Annotated in this window: 20 protein-coding genes; 13 read left to right on the forward strand and 7 right to left on the reverse strand. The window is 61.1% G+C overall.

Annotation, left to right across the window (positions count from 1 at the left end; translation table 11 throughout):
• Positions 1-3 precede the first annotated feature (3 nt).
• Together P3G66_RS10280 and P3G66_RS10285 are read left to right on the forward strand one after the other, a co-directional pair.
• A complete protein-coding gene (locus P3G66_RS10280; protein WP_276116508.1) occupies positions 4-756 on the forward strand; it encodes an SDR family oxidoreductase in 753 nt (250 codons plus the stop codon).
• Positions 753-1,241 carry a VOC family protein gene (locus P3G66_RS10285; RefSeq protein ID WP_276116509.1) on the forward strand — a complete coding sequence of 163 codons (489 nt, stop codon included), beginning with the start codon at positions 753-755 and terminating at the stop codon, positions 1,239-1,241. Before P3G66_RS10280 ends, P3G66_RS10285 begins: the two co-directional genes overlap by 4 nt.
• Here P3G66_RS10285 and P3G66_RS10290 read toward each other — a convergent pair.
• Together P3G66_RS10290 and P3G66_RS10295 are read right to left on the reverse strand one after the other, a co-directional pair.
• Positions 1,228-2,835 (reverse strand): FAD-dependent monooxygenase, encoded by a 1,608-nt coding sequence (locus P3G66_RS10290; protein ID WP_276116604.1) that lies wholly within the window; start codon positions 2,833-2,835, stop codon positions 1,228-1,230. The genes P3G66_RS10285 and P3G66_RS10290 overlap by 14 nt on opposite strands.
• 139 nt (positions 2,836-2,974) lie before the next feature.
• Positions 2,975-3,289: a hypothetical protein gene (locus P3G66_RS10295; protein WP_202975892.1), complete on the reverse strand. Its 315-nt coding sequence runs from the start codon at positions 3,287-3,289 to the stop codon at positions 2,975-2,977.
• Between the two features lie 359 nt (positions 3,290-3,648).
• Here P3G66_RS10295 and P3G66_RS10300 point away from each other — a divergent pair, with 359 nt between their 5' ends.
• From P3G66_RS10300 to P3G66_RS10325, 6 genes are all read left to right on the forward strand, one after another.
• The gene (locus P3G66_RS10300; protein ID WP_058227279.1) at positions 3,649-4,824 is read left to right on the forward strand and encodes an alkane 1-monooxygenase; all 1,176 of its coding nucleotides are present in this window, start codon (positions 3,649-3,651) and stop codon (positions 4,822-4,824) included.
• A complete protein-coding gene (locus P3G66_RS10305) occupies positions 4,821-4,991 on the forward strand; it encodes a rubredoxin (RefSeq protein WP_007734092.1) in 171 nt (56 codons plus the stop codon). Before P3G66_RS10300 ends, P3G66_RS10305 begins: the two co-directional genes overlap by 4 nt.
• A 30-nt stretch (positions 4,992-5,021) precedes the next feature.
• Positions 5,022-5,213, forward strand: coding sequence for a rubredoxin (locus P3G66_RS10310; protein WP_007734094.1), 192 nt, complete (start codon positions 5,022-5,024; stop codon positions 5,211-5,213).
• A complete protein-coding gene (locus tag P3G66_RS10315) occupies positions 5,213-6,469 on the forward strand; it encodes an FAD-dependent oxidoreductase (protein WP_058227280.1) in 1,257 nt (418 codons plus the stop codon). The genes P3G66_RS10310 and P3G66_RS10315 overlap by 1 nt, the downstream gene beginning before the upstream one ends.
• 74 nt (positions 6,470-6,543) lie before the next feature.
• Positions 6,544-7,170, forward strand: coding sequence for a TetR/AcrR family transcriptional regulator (locus P3G66_RS10320; protein ID WP_007734097.1), 627 nt, complete (start codon positions 6,544-6,546; stop codon positions 7,168-7,170).
• 197 nt (positions 7,171-7,367) lie between these two features.
• On the forward strand, positions 7,368-8,201 hold the full coding sequence (locus P3G66_RS10325) for a hypothetical protein (RefSeq protein WP_276116510.1): 834 nt from the start codon (positions 7,368-7,370) through the stop codon (positions 8,199-8,201).
• Between the two features lie 70 nt (positions 8,202-8,271).
• On the opposite strand, the gene P3G66_RS10330 is transcribed toward P3G66_RS10325, so the two are convergent.
• Positions 8,272-8,643, reverse strand: coding sequence for a hypothetical protein (locus P3G66_RS10330; RefSeq protein ID WP_003945499.1), 372 nt, complete (start codon positions 8,641-8,643; stop codon positions 8,272-8,274).
• Positions 8,644-8,645: 2 nt separating this feature from the next.
• Positions 8,646-9,806, reverse strand: coding sequence for a Rieske 2Fe-2S domain-containing protein (locus P3G66_RS10335; RefSeq protein WP_003945847.1), 1,161 nt, complete (start codon positions 9,804-9,806; stop codon positions 8,646-8,648).
• A gap of 195 nt (positions 9,807-10,001) precedes the next feature.
• Here P3G66_RS10335 and hsaA point away from each other — a divergent pair, with 195 nt between their 5' ends.
• Genes hsaA through hsaB form a run of 4 tightly spaced genes read left to right on the forward strand, consistent with a single transcriptional unit; the run spans position 10,002 to position 13,549 of the window.
• Positions 10,002-11,177 (forward strand): 3-hydroxy-9,10-secoandrosta-1,3,5(10)-triene-9,17-dione monooxygenase oxygenase subunit, encoded by a 1,176-nt coding sequence (gene hsaA, locus P3G66_RS10340; RefSeq protein WP_039973406.1) that lies wholly within the window; start codon positions 10,002-10,004, stop codon positions 11,175-11,177.
• Between the two features lie 10 nt (positions 11,178-11,187).
• Entirely contained in the window at positions 11,188-12,066 is an 879-nt protein-coding gene (hsaD, locus tag P3G66_RS10345) for a 4,5:9,10-diseco-3-hydroxy-5,9,17-trioxoandrosta-1(10),2-diene-4-oate hydrolase (protein ID WP_003945808.1), read from the forward strand.
• On the forward strand, positions 12,066-12,968 hold the full coding sequence (hsaC, locus tag P3G66_RS10350; RefSeq protein ID WP_003945585.1) for an iron-dependent extradiol dioxygenase HsaC: 903 nt from the start codon (positions 12,066-12,068) through the stop codon (positions 12,966-12,968). The genes hsaD and hsaC overlap by 1 nt, the downstream gene beginning before the upstream one ends.
• Entirely contained in the window at positions 12,965-13,549 is a 585-nt protein-coding gene (gene hsaB, locus P3G66_RS10355) for a 3-hydroxy-9,10-secoandrosta-1,3,5(10)-triene-9,17-dione monooxygenase reductase subunit (protein ID WP_003945677.1), read from the forward strand. The genes hsaC and hsaB overlap by 4 nt, the downstream gene beginning before the upstream one ends.
• A 67-nt stretch (positions 13,550-13,616) precedes the next feature.
• On the opposite strand, the gene P3G66_RS10360 is transcribed toward hsaB, so the two are convergent.
• Together P3G66_RS10360 and P3G66_RS10365 are read right to left on the reverse strand one after the other, a co-directional pair.
• Entirely contained in the window at positions 13,617-14,441 is an 825-nt protein-coding gene (locus tag P3G66_RS10360; protein WP_081557350.1) for an Abi-alpha family protein, read from the reverse strand.
• A gap of 2 nt (positions 14,442-14,443) precedes the next feature.
• The gene (locus P3G66_RS10365; RefSeq protein WP_003945674.1) at positions 14,444-15,718 is read right to left on the reverse strand and encodes a hypothetical protein; all 1,275 of its coding nucleotides are present in this window, start codon (positions 15,716-15,718) and stop codon (positions 14,444-14,446) included.
• Positions 15,719-16,048: 330 nt separating this feature from the next.
• On the opposite strand from P3G66_RS10365, the gene thrS reads away from it, so the two are divergent.
• Positions 16,049-17,269 (forward strand): threonine--tRNA ligase, encoded by a 1,221-nt coding sequence (gene thrS / locus P3G66_RS10370; RefSeq protein WP_276116511.1) that lies wholly within the window; start codon positions 16,049-16,051, stop codon positions 17,267-17,269.
• On the opposite strand, the gene P3G66_RS10375 is transcribed toward thrS, so the two are convergent.
• Positions 17,266-17,712, reverse strand: a complete 447-nt coding sequence (locus P3G66_RS10375) for a MarR family transcriptional regulator (protein WP_003945852.1) — start codon at positions 17,710-17,712, stop codon at positions 17,266-17,268. The genes thrS and P3G66_RS10375 overlap by 4 nt on opposite strands.
• Between the last annotated feature and the right edge of the window lie 96 nt (positions 17,713-17,808).

Genomic DNA, 17,808 nt, shown 5'->3' on the forward strand with positions numbered 1-17,808 from the left:
GTCATGGCAGACGTACTGGCCGGAAAAGTGGCCTTGGTGACCGGCGCGTCCTCAGGGTTGGGGCGCGCGGTGGCCGAGATACTCCACCGCAGGGGCGCACAGGTTTTCGGTATCGCCCGCGAAAGGGAAAAGCTGCGACAGTCGATGGTCGAGGTGGTCGGCGCGGATGGAGAGCGTCGTTTCGCGGCGACGGACGTCTCGGATTCCGCTCAGTGTGATGCGGCCGTGCAGGCGTGCGTCGACGAACTCGGTGGTATCGACATCCTCGTCAACGTGGCGGGATCGCACTCGCTTCGTCATACGGCGGATATTGCGGATTCCGAATGGGCACATGACCTTGCGGTCAATCTGAACGGACCGTTCTTCCTTTCCCGAGCAGCACTGCCGCACTTGCTGGAACGGGGCGGCAACATCGTCAACGTCTCCTCGATCGCGGGACTGGAAGGGCAGGCGTACTCGGCTGGATACTGTGCTGCCAAGCACGGACTCATCGGACTGACCCGAGCGATGGCGATGGAGTTCACCGGAAAGTCTCTGCGTGTCAACGCAATCTGCCCCGGCGGCATGATGACTCCTCAAGTCACCGGATTCACCTTCCCCGACGGAGTCGACTTCGACCTCGTCATGAAGGTTGCCTCGCCGCGTGGCTTGATGGAAGCCGAGGACGTTGCGAAGATGGTGGCTTTCGTCGCCTCCGACGACGCCTCGGCGATACACGGGGCCGTCTACTCGGTGGACAACGGAAAAATGGCATGACCCCGTTGGTCTCGGGACCGATCTTCCAGATCTGCTGGGTGGTCGAGGAGATCGAGGCCGCCGAACAGGAGTTCACTCGGCAGTGGGGAGTGGAGCGATGGCTACGTATGCCAGACATCGCCTTTGGTCCCGAGACCACAACGTATCGAGGTGAGCCCGCGGACTATGTCGTTCACGTGTCGATCGGATATGCGGGCAGCCAACAGCTCGAGTTGATCCAATCAGTGTCCGGACGCAACCTGTACACGGAGTTCCTGGAGACTCACGGCGTCGGAGTTCATCACATGGCTTGGGTTCCCGACGATTACGAGGCGACGTTGCTCGAGGCCGAGCGTCGCGGAATGTCGGTGGTGCAACAAGGTCGGGTAGAGGGCGTCGGCATGGAGTTCTCCTACCTCGATGCCGGGCCGTTGGGTGGATACGTCGAGTTGATGAAGCTCTCGCCCGAGATTCGGTTGATGTTCGCTTCGCTCATTCCTGATTGACGGCAAACACTTTCGTGAAGTAATCGGAAACGTTCTCCGGGTGACCACGGAATCCGAGGTAGCCGTCGGGGCGAATGACCAGCGCCGCCGTACCTTCGACCTCATACGCGGCGCACAGTTGCGAGGCGTTGTCCTCGATGATCGGCACCAGCGAGTCGACGGTCACGGTTCCCGGTGGCACTATCGCGTAGACGTCCAGCAAGCCGTGCGCTGATCGAATTGCGGCGTCGGCGACCTTCTCCAAGCTGTTGATGCTCTCCGCGGATCCGTCCGAAGTCAGCAGTAACGTGTGGTCGACTCCGGACAGCAGGTCGAACAACCGAATTGGATACTGCACACCGTCTCGGCGCATTCCGCGTGCATCGGGTGCACGCTCGCCCGGTTGAACGTGTGGACTCGAAGAATTACGCCCGGTGTTCAGCGGACTCTCCGAGTAGTCGATCAACAATTGAGCCTGGCGCCGCATTGCCGTGTCGATGGAGGACTCTCCCGAACCGATTCCTTCTCGAGCATTTCGGACCGTCATCCCGACGACTTCTTCACCGACCGGCCGCCTTTCGGCGTCGTAGGTCTCGAGAAGATCTGCTGTTGCAACGCCTTTGACGGCGAGCGCTATCTTCCACGCAAGATTGTGGGCGTCCTGGATCCCGGTGTTCATGCCCTGCGCGCCAGTCGGGGGATGGATGTGCGCGGCGTCGCCGGCGACAAAAACCCGTCCGCGACCGTAAGCGTCGACGATGCGGTGGCTGATGCGGAAGACCGAGGACCATCGCAGCATCGAGGCGGTTGTCGGTTCTGGGGACAGTCTGTCGAGCACGGCCTGGATGTGATGGAGTTCAGGTGTCTTGCCGGTTGAAAAACCGTGTTGTACAGCGGCTTTGTTCGACGATTCGTCCGGCATCAACTCGTCCGGAACGAGCATCGACATGCGGTACCGCTTGTGTCCGGGAAGTGGGATGCAGACGAGTAGGTCGTCGGTGGTTCCGTCGTCGGCGGTGTGGTTGGCGCGGACGGAGTAGCCGCTGGGTATCGACCAGTCGACTTCGACGTCGCCGAGCATGTAGCTCTCGGCAAACGCGCCGCCCTCGAAGCTCAGGCCCAGCCCTTTGCGGACCACGCTGTGCGCGCCGTCGGAACCCACCAGGTACCGGGCTGTCACAGTGCTGCCGTCGCTGAGGGTGCAGGTGACGGCGTCGTCGGACTGTTCGAATGCAGTGAGGCCGACTCCGCGTTCGACGGTTGTTCCCAACTCGGTGAGGCGCTCGGTGAGGATGCGCTCCGTCGAGTACTGAGGCAGGCAGAGAAACCAGTAAGGAACGTCGTCGGGGAGGGTGAGGTCGACGCGGCCGACCTCGACGCCGTTCGTGTACATGATCTGACCGCGCATCAATGTCGAGGCGTCGAGTGCCTGGCGGAGCACCCCCATGTTCTCGAAGAGTTCGAGAGTGCGTGGCTGAATCCCGACTGCTTTCGCGTATTGCCGCGGTTCGTCGAGGGGGTCGACTATTCGACAGGAGATACCGCGTCTGCGCAGCTCGATCGCGGTGGTCAATCCGATCGGGCCGGCGCCCGCTACCAATACCTCGGTATCCATGAGGACCCACTCACGTCGGGGACAGTCGGTCATTTCAGTATGGGTACGCGAACTTTCGTTTTGGGGAAATTCGCGCAAATCGGACATCGAGAGGTTGTGTCTCGCGCCGACTGTCCGTCCGCGCACCGACTGTTTTGCGCTATTGCTCGTCTTCGAAGCCGAGCGCGATTCTCCTGCACAGAAGCGTGAGCTCGACCTCGTCGACGCGTGGCGCGTCGTCCCATGAATCGACGTCGTTCCAACTCACTGAACTCGGAGCGCCGAAAGGCCTGACGAAAACGTGCTGATGAAAGTGGGGGACGCTTAGCCCAGCGATCGCGGAGAACACGAATTCCGGAGTCAATTCCGAGTCGAGGGCACGTGAGACGCACCAGACCGCGTGTGCGATGGCGAGTGCTTCAGGTTCGGATAGTGAAGGCAACCCGGACACGTGTCGACGGGTCTCGACGAACACATATCCAGGAACCGAACGTCCGTGTGGTGGAGGGGGCCGATGGGAGACAACGACGAAGTCGTCCTCGAATATTCGAGGGCTGACGAGCGGGCCTGTTCCTCGGTGTTTGGCGCATATTGCGCACGTTGACGTCCCCATTCCACTTTTGTAGCGAGTGTGGCGCGGTGGCGGAAGATTTGCGATCAGCCCGAACGGAGGGTTCATCTAGATGTACAAATTGACATGTTTGTAAAAGTTTTACCTTGAAAATCGTTGACAAAACGCCATCATTTGTCCACTCTCTATACATAGATGTTGTTCGTGTCGCGGATTACCGCGCAGGACGCACTCACTGATCCGAACGAGAACTGGAGAATTCGATGGCGGCGTTGGTGTACACCGAGCCAGATGGTCGGCTCGCAACTTGGAGAGACCGGAAACGCTACTTGTGGCTGCTGGCGCTGATTCCGTCATCGGCAACTTTCATCGCCGTGGGGCTTGTTACCGCCACCGGATGGAATGTCTTCTGGTGGACCGGCCCACTGATCGCGTTTGCTCTCATTCCCGTCATCGACATCCTGGCGGGTGAGGACGGGAAGAATCCGCCCGACGAGGTGATCGACGAACTCGAGAACGACCGCTTCTACCGGTGGTGCACCTACGCCTATCTGCCGCTGCAGTACACGGCCTTCTTCCTGTCCTGCTACATCTGGGCACGTTGGGATTTGAGCGTTCTCTCCAATATCGGACTCGCAGTGACGATCGGTGTGACGGCCGGAATCGGCATCAACACAGCCCATGAACTCGGGCACAAGAAGGAGAGCGTCGAGCGCTGGTTGTCCAAAATCGTTCTCGCGCAGAGCGCTTACGGTCACTTCTACCTCGAGCACAACCGTGGCCACCATGTGCGAGTGTCGACTCCGGAAGATCCGGCGACCTCGCGCTTCGGTGAGACCCTCTACGGTTTCTGGCCGCGCAGCGTCGGCGGGGGATTGAAGTCGGCGTGGCATCTCGAGAAGACCCGCTTCGAGCGTTTGGGCACCACGCACTGGAGCATCAAGAACGACGTGCTCAACGCCTGGCTCATGTCGGTTGTTCTGTTCGGTGGCGCGCTTGCAGTGTTCGGGATCGGCATCGCGCCGTACCTCGTGATCCAGGCGTTCATCGGGTTTTCGCTGCTCGAAGCGATCAACTACCTCGAGCACTACGGACTCCTACGTCAGAAAACCGCAAGCGGACGGTACGAGCGATGCACGCCGGCGCACAGCTGGAACAGTGATCGCATCTGCACCAACGTCTTCCTTTATCACTTGCAGCGGCACAGCGATCATCATGCGAATCCGACACGGCGCTACCAAGCGCTTCGCAGTATGGAAGAGGCCCCTCAGCTCCCGAGCGGCTACGCCAGCATGATCATGCTCGCCACAGTTCCGCCCCTGTGGCGCAAGGTGATGGACCACCGCGTTCTCGAGCACTACCGAGGTGACATCACCCAGGTCAACATCGCGCCGAAGAAGCGGGCCAAGATCCTCGCAGCCTACGGGGTGAACGCATGAACGCCTACATCTGCCCGATCTGCGACTACACGTACACCGAATCGACAGGTGCTGCGCGAGAAGGCTTTCCGCCCGGCACACCGTGGTCGAGCATTCCGGACGACTGGTGCTGCCCCGACTGCGGTGTCCGCGAGAAGGTCGACTTCACCCTCGTCACGCAATCCTGATCGAATTACCCACCGGTGAAAGGAAAACCGATGTCCGAGACTGCCACTGCTTACAAATTGTTCCGCTGCCTCCAGTGCGGGTTCGAGTACGACGAAGCGATCGGCTGGCCCGACGACGGTATCGAGCCGGGTACTCGCTGGGACGAGATTCCCGAAGACTGGTCTTGCCCTGATTGTGGTGCTGCCAAAGTCGATTTCGAAATGGTGGAGGTGGACCGCTGATGACAGCGGTCAGCGAGCCCGACACACGCACCGTCGTGATCGTGGGCACGGGCATCGCCGGTTCCGGTGCCGCGCAGGCCCTGCGCAAGGAAGGGTTCGGCGGCAGCATCATCCTGATCGGCAGCGAACCTGAGGAGCCGTACCGCCGCCCGGCGCTGTCGAAGGAGCTACTGTCCGGGAAAGCGTCGTTCGATCGGGTTCGGTTGCGGCCGTCGACTTTCTGGACCGAGCAGAGTATCGATCTTCGGATCGGCGCAACTGTCACGAGTATCGACACAGATTCCCGCACAGTACTTTTAGCCGACGGTGACAGCATCGACTACGACGTTCTGATTCTTGCCACGGGTGGACGGTCCCGACGGTTGGAGAACGAAGATTCCGAGCGTGTTCACTATCTTCGAGATATCGCAGACATGCGACGCTTGCAATCCCAGCTGATCGAAGGATCCTCGCTTTTGGTGGTCGGCGGTGGCTTGATCGGATCGGAGGTGGCGTCAACGGCACGCGACTTGGGTTGCAGTGTGCAGGTTCTCGAAGCGCAACCGTTGCCCCTGTCCAGGCTGCTTCCACCGTCGATAGCGGAGAAGATCGCCGCGCTGCACGCCTTGGCAGGCGTCGACTTGCAGACGGGAGTCGACCTCGAGACGCTGACGACAGGTGCCGACGGTGTCACCGCACGCGCGCGTGACGGACGCGAGTGGACAGCGGACTTGGCCGTCGTCGCAATCGGATCCTTGCCCGATACCGATGTGGCTGCTGCTGCGGGTATTGCGGTGGACAACGGGATTTCGGTAGACCGATACCTCCGGACCTCCGTCGTTGATGTGTACGCGATCGGCGATGTGGCCAACGTGCCCAACGGTTTTCTCGGCGGCATGCACCGTGGTGAGCACTGGAACACCGCGCAGGACCACGCAGTTGCAGTTGCCAAGACCATCGTCGGGAAGGAAGAACCCTTCGAATCCGTCCCTTGGAGTTGGTCGAACCAATTCGGCCGCAACATTCAAGTAGCTGGTTGGCCAGGCGCGGACGACACCGTAATAGTTCGAGGAGACTTGGACTCCTATGACTTCACTGCGATCTGCATGCGCGACGGAAATATCGTCGGTGCTGTGAGCGTGGGCCGGCCGAAGGACATTCGTGCCGTGCGAACCCTTATCGAACGCTCCCCGGACATCAGCGCCGACGTACTCGCCGATACAAACAGGGATCTGACCGAACTTGCGGCGGGTCTTGTCGCCTCACCGGTGCTCTGAGTGCACTCGTGACTTCTGTGGCTTGCGTGTCCACCGTTTTGACACCGAGCACGGGCGATGGAAATCTTCCCGATATGTCCACCGCTCGTGCCCGTGTCCCGTACCACGAGGCAGCTCGTCAACTCCTCCGTGCGTCAGCGCTCGACGCCACACGCGAACTCTTGACCGAGAAATCGTGGAACGACATCACGATGGCGCATATCGCGGAAGCTGCGGGCATGAGCCGGCAGACGTTGTACAAGGAGTTCACGTCCCGCCAGGGATTGGCGTCCGGATACCTCATCCGTTTCGTTGACGAGTTCCTCGAAGAGGTGGAACGCGAAGTAACGCTCCATCATTCGGATCCGCGGGGCGCGGTCTCGGCAGCCTTCCGTGCCTTCTTCGACGCCGGTGCCCGGGATCCGATGGTGGTCAGCATTGTCGGTCCCCGGCCGCAGCACGACCTGCTGAGCTTGGTCACCACTGACGGGACTCCGCTGCTCGAACATGCGAGCGCGAGGTTGGCCGAGATCTTCATGACCAGTTGGGCGAACGTCGACCGCATCCATGCCGAGATGTTCGGCAGCACGATAGTGCGTCTGGCGATCAGTCACGTGACGTTGTCTTTCGGTACCCCCGATCAGATCGCCGAGAACCTGGGGGAGATGTTCGGGCCGTTCCTCGATCAGGTCATCGGTTCGGGCACAGTCGAACCGAACTGAGCCGACAGGATCGATACGGTTTCCGGGCTAGGACGGAAGTTCGATCGAGCGTGATCGCCGTAGTTCTTTGGTGGGAAATATCGTCGTTATGTGTGAATCCGCGTCTCACTTCTCGGTAGCGTGCCGGGCGTAGATCGAGGTGCGATCCGCAGGGGGTGGCTCTCGTGAATTTCCGTCAACGGTGGAGGAATTCGAAGATGAAGAGCCGCAACAAATCTCGAGTGATGTCGACAGTCGCGCTAGTTGCAACATTTGTCATGGCCGGTGCAGGTGTGGCACTTGCCGACGAATCATCGTCAGGGTCTTCCGGCAGCGGATCGCTCGGTTCCTCCGGTGCGGCAGCGGTTGATCCGTTGACCTTCGACGGTTGGGGCACGTGCCCGATCGAGGATCTCGAGGTGACGACGTGCGCCAGCGTCGTAGTTCGCGGAGGGACCATGAAATTGGGCGCACTTTCGGTGCCGATCTCGGACGGAAGCCTCAAGGTTGCGGGCGGAGTGAAATACGCGACCCAGCCGGACAACAGTTTCATCGAGACGTTCGTCGCCAAGCAGGACGGGTCCAACGGGGTCTATTCCAATCCGATTTCGGTACCCGGAGGTGCTCTCGGGATCGATACTCCGCTGGGACTGACTCAGATCAGCGCGACGGTGGAATCGGTGGGAGTCCCGGATCTGAAGGTTCTCGAGCAGGAACTCACCATGCCTGTTCGATTGAAACTGTCTAATCCCTTGCTCGGTGACGATTGCTACATCGGTTCGGTTTCGAATCCGATCAACCTTCACCTGACCACAACCGGAAACCCTCCGTCGGAACCTATCGGTGAGTTCCCCGGTGCAGTGTTCCCGGCAGTCCCACATTCGGATGCGGTGTTTGCGGCGCCGGGAGCCAGCGGGTGTGGACCGCTGGGTGCGCTCAACTGGGCCGTGAATCTACGCGGGGGAGTGCCGGCGGCCAGCGGAAAGAACTCTCTCACCACGTCGAGCGACGTCTACGCGGTGGCTGCACGAAAGGTGCGACCGCCTGCCTGACGGACACGCGGGCGCTGGAACGTAAAACGAGGGCCGACCCGTGGGTCGGCCCTCGTTCTACACAATCAGGTCAGCTGACCTCGGGATCACGCACCGTGATGGTGCCGTCCCTAACCGCGTCGGCGATGCTGTCGTGCAGTTTCGGGCATCCGTCTTTCAATGCCGACGACTGCCCGGAAGCAATTGCCTCTTTGAAGGTGTGGCAACGCAGCGCCGGGTCGGAAGTCCACTGAACGCTGGTGTGTTTGTACGTGTTCTTGCGAACCAGTACGCACGCGCCGCATGCCTTGCAGTCGACTTCCTGCAGACCCGAGTCGAGGTATTCGTGCTTGTCCTCGATCGTCTGGGCCGCGATCGCCTCGAGCCGTTCCGTTTGCCCGGCAAAGTCCGGTGCCTTGGCCCAACGAGCCCACCGTGCGTCGGTTCCGATCGAGGCGCTCACGACTAGACCTCTGCTTCCTTCTTTGCCGCTTCTGCTGCAGCTTCCTTCTCGGCCTTCTGGCGTGCGAGGTTTTCCTCGACCTCGGCGTGCCAGGCTTCGTTTGCCTTGGTGGTGTCCACCTCGAACTCGAAGCGCTGCGTCATCTTCTCGGTGACGTCGGCCTTGTCCACGTAGAACTGCTCGTACCAGCGTCGTAGCTGGTAGACGGGGCCGTCTTCTTCGCAGAGAAGGGGATTCTCGATCTTGGTCTTGTTCTTCCAGATCGCGACGTCCTGCAGGAATCCCTCGCTGATGCCCTCGGTGAACTTGCCGGCCAACTTGTCGGCCATCTCGTCGGAGACACCCGTCGGCTTCTTCACCGTCACGCCCCACTGCAGCACGAACGAGTCCGGGCTGATCGGGTAGTGGCAGTTGATCAGAACACTCTCGACCTCGTATCCGCTGTAGCTGTTCCACAGGGGATTGACCATGTACGACGGTCCGTAATACGCAGCTTCGGAGCGAAGCAGCGTGTCGCCGCCGTACTGGGAGGCCATTCCGATGTCGGGACGGCCCGTGGTGTTGAGGTACTGAGTGGCGATCTCACCTTCGAAGACGTTCTTGAAGTACGTCGGGAAGGCGTAGTGGATGTAGTAGAAGTGCGCCATGTCGACCACGTTGTCGATGATCTCGCGGCAGTTGGACCCCTCGATGACCATGGAGTTCCAGGTCCAGTCGGTCCATTCGTCGCTGTACGCACCCTCGATACGAGGAATCACGATCTCTTCGGGCGGCGGATTGCCCTCGGGGTCGTTCCAGACGAAGAGCTGACCGTTCTGCTCGAGGGTCGTCCACGCGCGGGTGCGTGCGAGCGGAGGCACGCGGCGGGCATAAGGAATGCCGGTGCACTTGCCGTTGCCGCCCCAGCGCCAGTCGTGGAAGGGGCACGCGATGGAATCGCCCTTGACCTCGCCTTGTGTGAGGTCACCACCCATATGACGGCAGTATCCGTCGAGAACTTTGATGTCGCCCTTGCTGTCGGCGAACACCACGAGCTTCGTACCGAAAGCCTCGATCGCGTGCGGTTTGCCGTCCTTGAAGGTCTTCAGTAGACCCAGGCAGTGCCAACCGCGGGCGAAACGAGTTTGCACCGTTCCGACGTCGATCTCGCGAATCTGCGCCATTGTGACCTCACATCCCTTCTAGCTGTTAGTAGAACACGTTATAGAACTCGATCCGGTTCCGCCAGATTTTGGGGGCACTTGTTACAGCATTGCGGCCACAAACGGGACCTTTGTCAGCGTCTCGACAGAAAAGAGAACGTGTTCTAGTCTCAAGTGTAAGTGAACCAACCGATCGAGGAAGACGGGAGCGTCGAAGTGGGTAACCATGACAGCCACGAGGTGATGCAGAGGCTCGACGCACTACTGCCGGCACTGCGCGAGCGCGCACAGGAGACCGAGGATCTGCGTCGTATCCCCGACGAGTCCATCAAGGCTCTTCAGGAAACAGGCTTCTTCCGCTTGCTGCAGCCAAAGCAGTGGGGCGGATACGAAGCCGATCCGGTGCTGTTCTACTCCGCGGTCAAGAAGATCGCCAGCGCGTGTGGTTCCACAGGGTGGGTCTCCTCGATCATCGGGGTACACAACTGGCACCTCGCCCTCTTCTCTCAGCAGGCGCAGGAAGACGTGTGGGGCAACGACACTGACGTTCGCATCTCGTCCTCTTACGCCCCGATGGGTATGGGTGAAGTAGTCGAGGGCGGATACAAGGTCAACGGTGCGTGGGCGTGGTCTTCGGGTTGTGACCACGCCAGCTGGGCCGTTCTCGGTGGTCCGGTGTTCAAGGACGGCCGCGCAGTCGATTTCGTGAGCTACCTGATTCCTCGCGAGGACTACCAGATCGACGACGTGTGGAATGTGGTCGGTCTGCGTGGAACCGGCTCCAATACCGTTGTGGTCAAGGATGTTTTTGTTCCCAAGCATCGCGTTCTGAGCTTCCGGGCGATGAGCGAACTGACCGCCCCGGGCCTCGAGAACAACACCGCGCCGGTCTACAAGATGCCGTGGGGAACCATTCACCCCACGACGATCTCGGCACCGATCGTCGGAATGGCTTACGGAGCTTACGAAGCGCACGTCGAGCACCAGGGCAAGCGTGTGCGCGCTGCGTTCGCCGGCGAGAAGTCGAAGGACGATCCGTTTGCCAAGGTGCGCATCGCCGAGGCGTCCAGCGACATCGACGCCGCGTGGCGTCAGCTCTCCGGCAACGTCGCCGACGAGTACGCGTTGATCCTTGCGGGCGAAGAGGTTCCGATGGAACTGCGGCTGCGCGCTCGACGTGACCAGGTGCGCGCCACGGGCCGCGCGATCGCCTCGATCGACAAGCTCTTCGAGAACTCCGGCGCCACGGCGCTGCAGAACGGCACTCCTATTCAGCGTTTCTGGCGCGATGCTCACGCTGGTCGCGTCCACGCCGCCAACGATCCCGAACGCGCCTACGTCATGTTCGGAACCGGCGAATTCGGTCTGCCGATCACCGACACGATGGTCTAGAGGAGGCTCAGTGACAACCACCGAAGAAGCCCTCACCTACGAGTCCACTTCACGGTTCGCGCAAGTGCGCCCCGATCTGAAACTGCACTTCCACGAGGCGGGCGTCGGAAACGACAAGACCATCGTGCTGCTGCACGGCGGTGGCCCAGGCGCGTCGTCGTGGTCTAACTTCGCCCGCAACATTCCGGTGTTGGCGAAGAGCTTTCACGTCATCGCGGTCGATCAGCCCGGTTACGGGCAGTCCGACAAGCCGACGGAGCATCCGCAGTACTTCGTGCACAGTGCGTCGGCGCTCAATGATCTCCTGGACACGCTCGAGATCACCGGTCGCGTTGATCTGCTGGGCAATTCGCTCGGTGGTGGCGCTGCTGTTCGCTTTGCGCTCGACTACCCGGACCGTGCGGGTCGCCTCGTTCTGATGGGCCCCGGCGGTCTGAGTGTCAACCTGTTTGCGCCGGACCCCACCGAGGGCGTCAAGAACCTCGGAAAGTTCAGCTACCAGCCCACCCGAGAAAACCTCGAAGCATTCCTGCGGATCATGGTCTTCGATCAGAAGCTGATCACGCCGGAACTCGTCGACGAACGTTTCGCTGCCGCCAGCACTCCCGAGTCGCTGGCTGCGGCCAAGGCGATGGGTAAGTCCTTCTCCAGCGGTGACTTCGAGCTCGGCATGCTCTGGCGCGAGGCGTACAAGCTTCGTCAGCGTGTGTTGCTGATCTGGGGCCGTGAGGATCGGGTCAACCCTCTCGACGGCGCACTGGTCGCGCTCAAGATGATCCCGCGCGCGCAGCTCCACGTCTTCGGCGGTTGCGGTCACTGGGCGCAGCTCGAGAAGTTCGACGAATTCAACCGGCTCGCAACCGACTTCCTGCTCGACGGAGGTAAATGATGGGTATTCGATCTCTGGCGTACATGCGCATCGGGGCCACCGACATGGCTGCGTGGCGCGAATACGGACTCAAGATCCTCGGAATGATCGAGGGCAAGGGCGTCGACGCGGAATCGCTGTATCTGCGTATGGACGACTTCCCGGCGCGTCTTGTCATCGTTCCGAACGACACGGACCGTCTGCTCGTCTCGGGTTGGGAAACCGCGAATGCCGCTGAGCTGCAGGATATCCGTGACAGGTTGTCGGCAGCCGGTGTTCCGTTCAAGGAAGGCACGGCGGAGCAGCTCAAGGACCGTCGCGTCGTCGAGATGATCGCGTTCGAGGACACCTCGGGCAACTCCCTCGAGGTGTTCCACGGAGCTGCTCTCGAACACCGCCGGATCGTGAGCCCGTACGGGCACAGGTTCGTGACGGGTGAGCAGGGCCTCGGCCACGTCGTGCTCACCACCGATGACGACGATGCTTCGCTGCGGTTCTACCGCGACGTACTCGGATTCAAGCTTCGCGACTCGATGCGTCTGCCTCCGCAGATGGTCGGCCGGCCCGCGGACGGCGACCCGGCGTGGCTGAGGTTCCTCGGCTGCAACCCGCGTCACCACAGCTTGGCGTTCCTGCCGTTGCCCAACCCGACGGGCATCGTGCACCTGATGCTCGAAGTGGAGAACTCCGACGACGTCGGACTGTGCCTCGACCGGGCACTGCGCAAGAAGGTCAAGATGTCGGCGACTCTCGGTCGCCACGTCAACGACGAGATGCTCTCGTTCTACATGAAGACTCCAGGCGGGTTCGACATCGAATTCGGTTGTGAGGGGCTAGAGGTCGAGGACGAAAACTGGATCGCGAGGGAAAGCACGGCCGTGAGCCTGTGGGGTCACGACTTCACGGTGGGAATGAAGCCGTGAGTTCGCCCGACGCGTCGGTGAGTGCGGAGCAGGCGATCGATCCACGCCAGTTCCGCACGGTTCTCGGGCAATTCTGCACGGGTATCACCATCATCACGACAGTCGACGACGGTGAGCCTGTCGGGTTCGCATGTCAGTCTTTCGCGGCCCTGTCACTCGACCCGCCTTTGGTGTTGTTCTGCCCCACCAAGGGTTCTCGGTCGTGGGCGGCAATCGAGCGGACCGGTAAGTTCGCCGTCAACGTGTTGGCGGAGGAACAGCAGGCGGTGTGTGCTCGTTTCGGGTCACGTGAGCCGGACAAGTTCGCCGGCATCGATTGGACGCCATCGCCTCTGGGCTCGCCGATCATCGACAAGTCCCTTGCACACATCGACTGCACGGTGGAAACCGTCCACGACGGTGGCGATCACTACGTCGTCTTCGGTCGGGTTTCGTCGATGAGTGAGATCAAGACCGAACGCCCGCTGCTCTTCTATCGCGGGCAGTACACGGGCATCGAGCCGGACAAGACTGTTCCGGCTACCTGGCGTGACGATCTGGAAGCGTTCCTGACGACCACGACAGAAGATACCTGGCTGTAGGGGGCAAGCCCCCTGTGCGCCTTTTTGGTAGTGGTAACTACCAAAAAGGCGCACAGGGCCGGAGGCCCTACAGCGAAAAACAGGTATGACAGAAGTCGTCACCGAACGGCGTCAGCAGGATGCTACGACGCACAATCCTGTTGGATCGTCCGGCTCGCTTGACCGCCTCGATCACCGACGGCTGCACCTCGACCACCTGGTACCGGTCGGCCTCGACGGGCTCGCGTGAGAACGCCACCAAACCGAGCCGATGCAGGTTGTTCAGGTACGCGCTGATGCGGTCCAGATGTCGACATCCCGCCAGTTCTCCGATCATCGACAGACCCTCGTCGATCATCTCCGAGCCGACTCCGAACGGCCGCGCCGTGCGCACGTCGACGCTCGGTTGTGCGCCGGAGGTGGCCAGCAACCGAAGAATTCGAGCTTCGTCTGGTGCGATCTCGTCGAGGATCCGGTCGTAAGCCGGGTGCAGATCGTCGCGATCGGTCACGTCCGCGGAACGATCCAGCAACCTGTCACCACGTGCCCGCAGCGCCGCGAGAGTGGCCTCGACGCTCTGTTTGCGATTGGTACGAGTAGCCATTGCCGCCCGCAGGTTCTCCGTCCGCGAGCCGTCTCCGTTGGTGTTCTCGGCCCGACGTTCGGATTGCACGTTGGCGGATTCTGCAGCCTCTGCCGCGGCTTCGGCGGCGGCCTGAACGATCTGCCGCGTCGCCTCCTTCGCCGTTCCGAAAGCCCAACCCGTCAGCTTGATCGACGTGAGCGTCGTCGTGGCGGTAAGCCCGACAAGGCTACGGATCAGACGCTTTTCGACGGATTCGACCGGCGTGATGTCCGCAGCCCAGTCGTACGATTCCGCTTCGACGATCATGCGATGGTCGTGCTCACTCATGCTCATACTCCGAATATTGCGAGGTGTAGGAAACCGGCAAACGAGCCCAGCACGGCCCCGTGTACGAACAACAGCCACTCGTCCTGCTTGACGGCTGAGCGTAGTAGTTCGCTGAAATCTTCCGGTGAAAGGATGCTCATGCGTTCGGTGACGAAGACACGAATCTTCTCCGACTGGTTCTCGGCGAACTCCGCGTCCTCGAAGACCCTTGGGTACAGGTCGAGCACTTCGGTGGTGGCCAGGCCGGGCAGACGCTTGTAGCTCTGCGAACCGACGGTCATCTTGACCACCGACTTTGCCCAGCCGGCTGCGTCGTCGACGGATTCGCGCAGTACCTGATCGAGCATCCGCCGCGTTCGGTCCGAGCGGGGACCTTCGAGGAGTTCGGTGCCGATGTTCTCGAGCGTCACGACGTGATCGGCGAGGGTTTTTGCGTACCCGGCGATGATCTCGGTGCGTCGCTTCAGGAAGAGCCCCTGCCTCCACGGCACCCAACGGTTGGGGGTGATCGGCTCGAAGATCATCGTGATGCCGAGGTAGTTCACGATGTATCCGATGATCACACCGCCGATGGGAAGCACCCACCACTGCGGAACCAGATGGAGGATTCCGACGAGCACGAAGCCCATCGGGAATCCGAAGTAGAAGCCGAAGTTCTGCATGAACCTGAGCTCTTTGTTGCCCATCGTGCGGAAGATGTCGTTGAGCAGTTTGGGATGCGAAGAGAGGTAGCGGATCACCATCAGCTTCGCGTCGATGAACTCGTCGATGTCCTCTTCGATGCGGTCGGTGATCATACGCACGCTGGCCGGCAGATCGTCCTCCACCTTGCGGAAGACGGCCTCCTTCACCGACGTCGGAAGGTTGTGCCAGAGCTGAGGATTCTCGGCCGTCATGATTCTGGTGACCACGCCGCGCACTTCACTGCGAGAAATGTTCACCAAGTGCTCGGCGATGCTGTCCGGGTCCAGGACGCGATAGAAATCGGCGATGCTGCCGACTTTCGCGAGGGATTTGTCGACGGCGATCGACGCCATCTTCTCCGCCCGCGAGGGGACGATGCCTTGCCAACCGAATCTGCCGTCGCTGGTGATCGCGGGGATCACCTGAACGCGCCGGGGGAGGAACGGGAAGAGCAGTTTGAGGCCGGGCACTTTGATCCCGTGGAAGTTGATCGGCGCAAACAGCATCAGGACGCCCGACCAATTGGTGATGTACCCGATGATTCCGGTGAACAAAGGAATGGTGATCAACTGTTCGAGCAAGTGGTCCGGCACCGTCGCACATCCTCCTCATATCCGAGAACCTCACGTTCGGACATGATTGCCGAAACTTCGCTCTTCGTGGGTGTTTCGTTGGCTACTGCTGCGCCTTCCCAGTTGCGTCAGCATAGAGGCCCGACAATTCGGGCTGTAGGTGGGTAGGAAGTTGATGTAACCTCACGTACATGGTCAGTATTGCGCACAACACGACGACGCCGGTTCTCTTCCGGCGCATCGTTTAGGAACTGCTGACCGAACCCTTTCAGCCCCGGGAGTTATCGCCCCGGGGCTTTCCTGTTTCGTCGCTCCGTGTGCGTCTCCCCTTGAACGATTTGGAGACTTCTCATGAGCGTTGACCACCGCGAACTCGGGCGCGACCTGGAGTTTTTCGCCACCATCCCCACCGTCGGGGCCGGCCTCCCACTCTGGTTACCGGACGGCGCGATCATCAGGAACGAACTCGAAAAGTTCGCCGCCGAACAAGCAGCGCGATCCGGATGCCGGGGTGTCTATACCCCCGTTATGGCGAAGAAAGAGTTGTACGAGAGATCTGGGCATTGGTCCAAGTTCTCGGACGACATGTTTCCCGAAATGAAGATAGGCGGAGAGTCATTTCTCCTTCGTCCGGCTAACTGTCCCCATCACGCTCAGGTATTCGCCGCTCGCGGTCGTAGTTATCGCGAGCTACCTTTCCGCGTTCGTGAACTCGGCTCGATGTTCCGTAGCGAACTCTCCGGAGTTCTCAGCGGATTGAGTCGAGTCAGACAGATCAATCTCGACGACGCACATGTCTTCTGTAGTCGTGAACAAGTGCAAGCGGAAGTGATCGTCGCGCTCGATGCGATCGAGCGCTGCTACTCGACTCTGGGGATTGCCGAACGGGGGTACCGACTCTCGATCAGAGGGGGAGAGGGGCAGTACCTCGGCACCGACGAGCAGTGGGTGGACGCCGAGGATCACCTTCGCGGGGCGCTGAATGCACGCTCGATCGAGTACGTGGAATCGAAGGGGGAGGCAGCGTTCTACGGTCCCAAGATCGACGTCCAGGTGCGAGACGCGCACGGCCGCGAGGAAACACTCTCGACCGTGCAACTCGACTTCAATCAACCGGAGCGGTTCGACCTCGAGTACACCGCTGAGGACGGATCCAAGGCTCGCCCCGTCATGATCCATCGGGGCTTGCTCGGATCGATGGAACGCATGACTGCGCTTTTGATCGAAAGGTTCGAAGGGCGGATGCCGCCGTGGCTGGCACCCAACCAAGTCTCGATTCTGCCCGTCGGCGACCGGCACCAGGTTGAGGCCGAGCGTTTGCGGGCCGATCTCGAGGCTCGCGATGTTCGAGTGGCGATCGCGCCTGACGGATCGTTGGGACGTCGCATCCGCGAGGCACGCACTCACCGTGACCCGTACATCGCGGTGATCGGGGACAACGAGGTGCACGGCGGCACCGTCGACGTTCTGGTCCCCGCGCGTGGTGGGCGGGTGGTCGTCGATGCGAGTGTGTTTGTCGCTCAGGTGGTCTCGGGCATCAAAGAGCGTGCCCTGCTTCCGGCAGACTTCTAGCCGACGGGAAGCTCGTGGAGGGCGCGCACCAGTGGCGCGAGTTCGGGTGTCTTGCATGCCTCGTCGAGCGCCGCCTCGAGGGTGGCGTCGTGCGTCGGCCGTGCGCTTTCGAGAAGCTCGCGGCCGGCCGGCGTCAGCTCGGTGTAGATGCCTCGACGGTCGTCGGCGCACAGGATGCGCGTCAATAGTCCTCGATCTTCGAGTCGATTGACCAAGCGCGTCGTGGCGCTGCTGCTCAGTGCGGCAGCGCGAGCCAACTGAGCCATCCGCATGTGCCAGCCATCCTGGCGGCTCAGTGCGTCGAGCACGGTGTATTCGACGACGGACAGTTTGTGCTCACGCTGGAGCGCGCGTTCCAGTTCGGTGTCGAGGGCGCCGTGCAGTGCTGCGAGCGTGCGCCACCCTTGCGAACGGATTTCGACGGCGTCGTCGGCGATCCCCATGTGATTCTCCTTGTCCGTTTCCTGCGACTCCAGGTTACCAGCTTGCGCATGTAGCGCGCGCGTGCAACTATTTATAGCGCGCCTGCAACTAATGCG

The sequence above is a fragment of the Rhodococcus sp. C3V genome, from assembly GCF_029269915.1.
GTDB classification, from domain to species: domain Bacteria; phylum Actinomycetota; class Actinomycetes; order Mycobacteriales; family Mycobacteriaceae; genus Rhodococcus_F; species Rhodococcus_F qingshengii.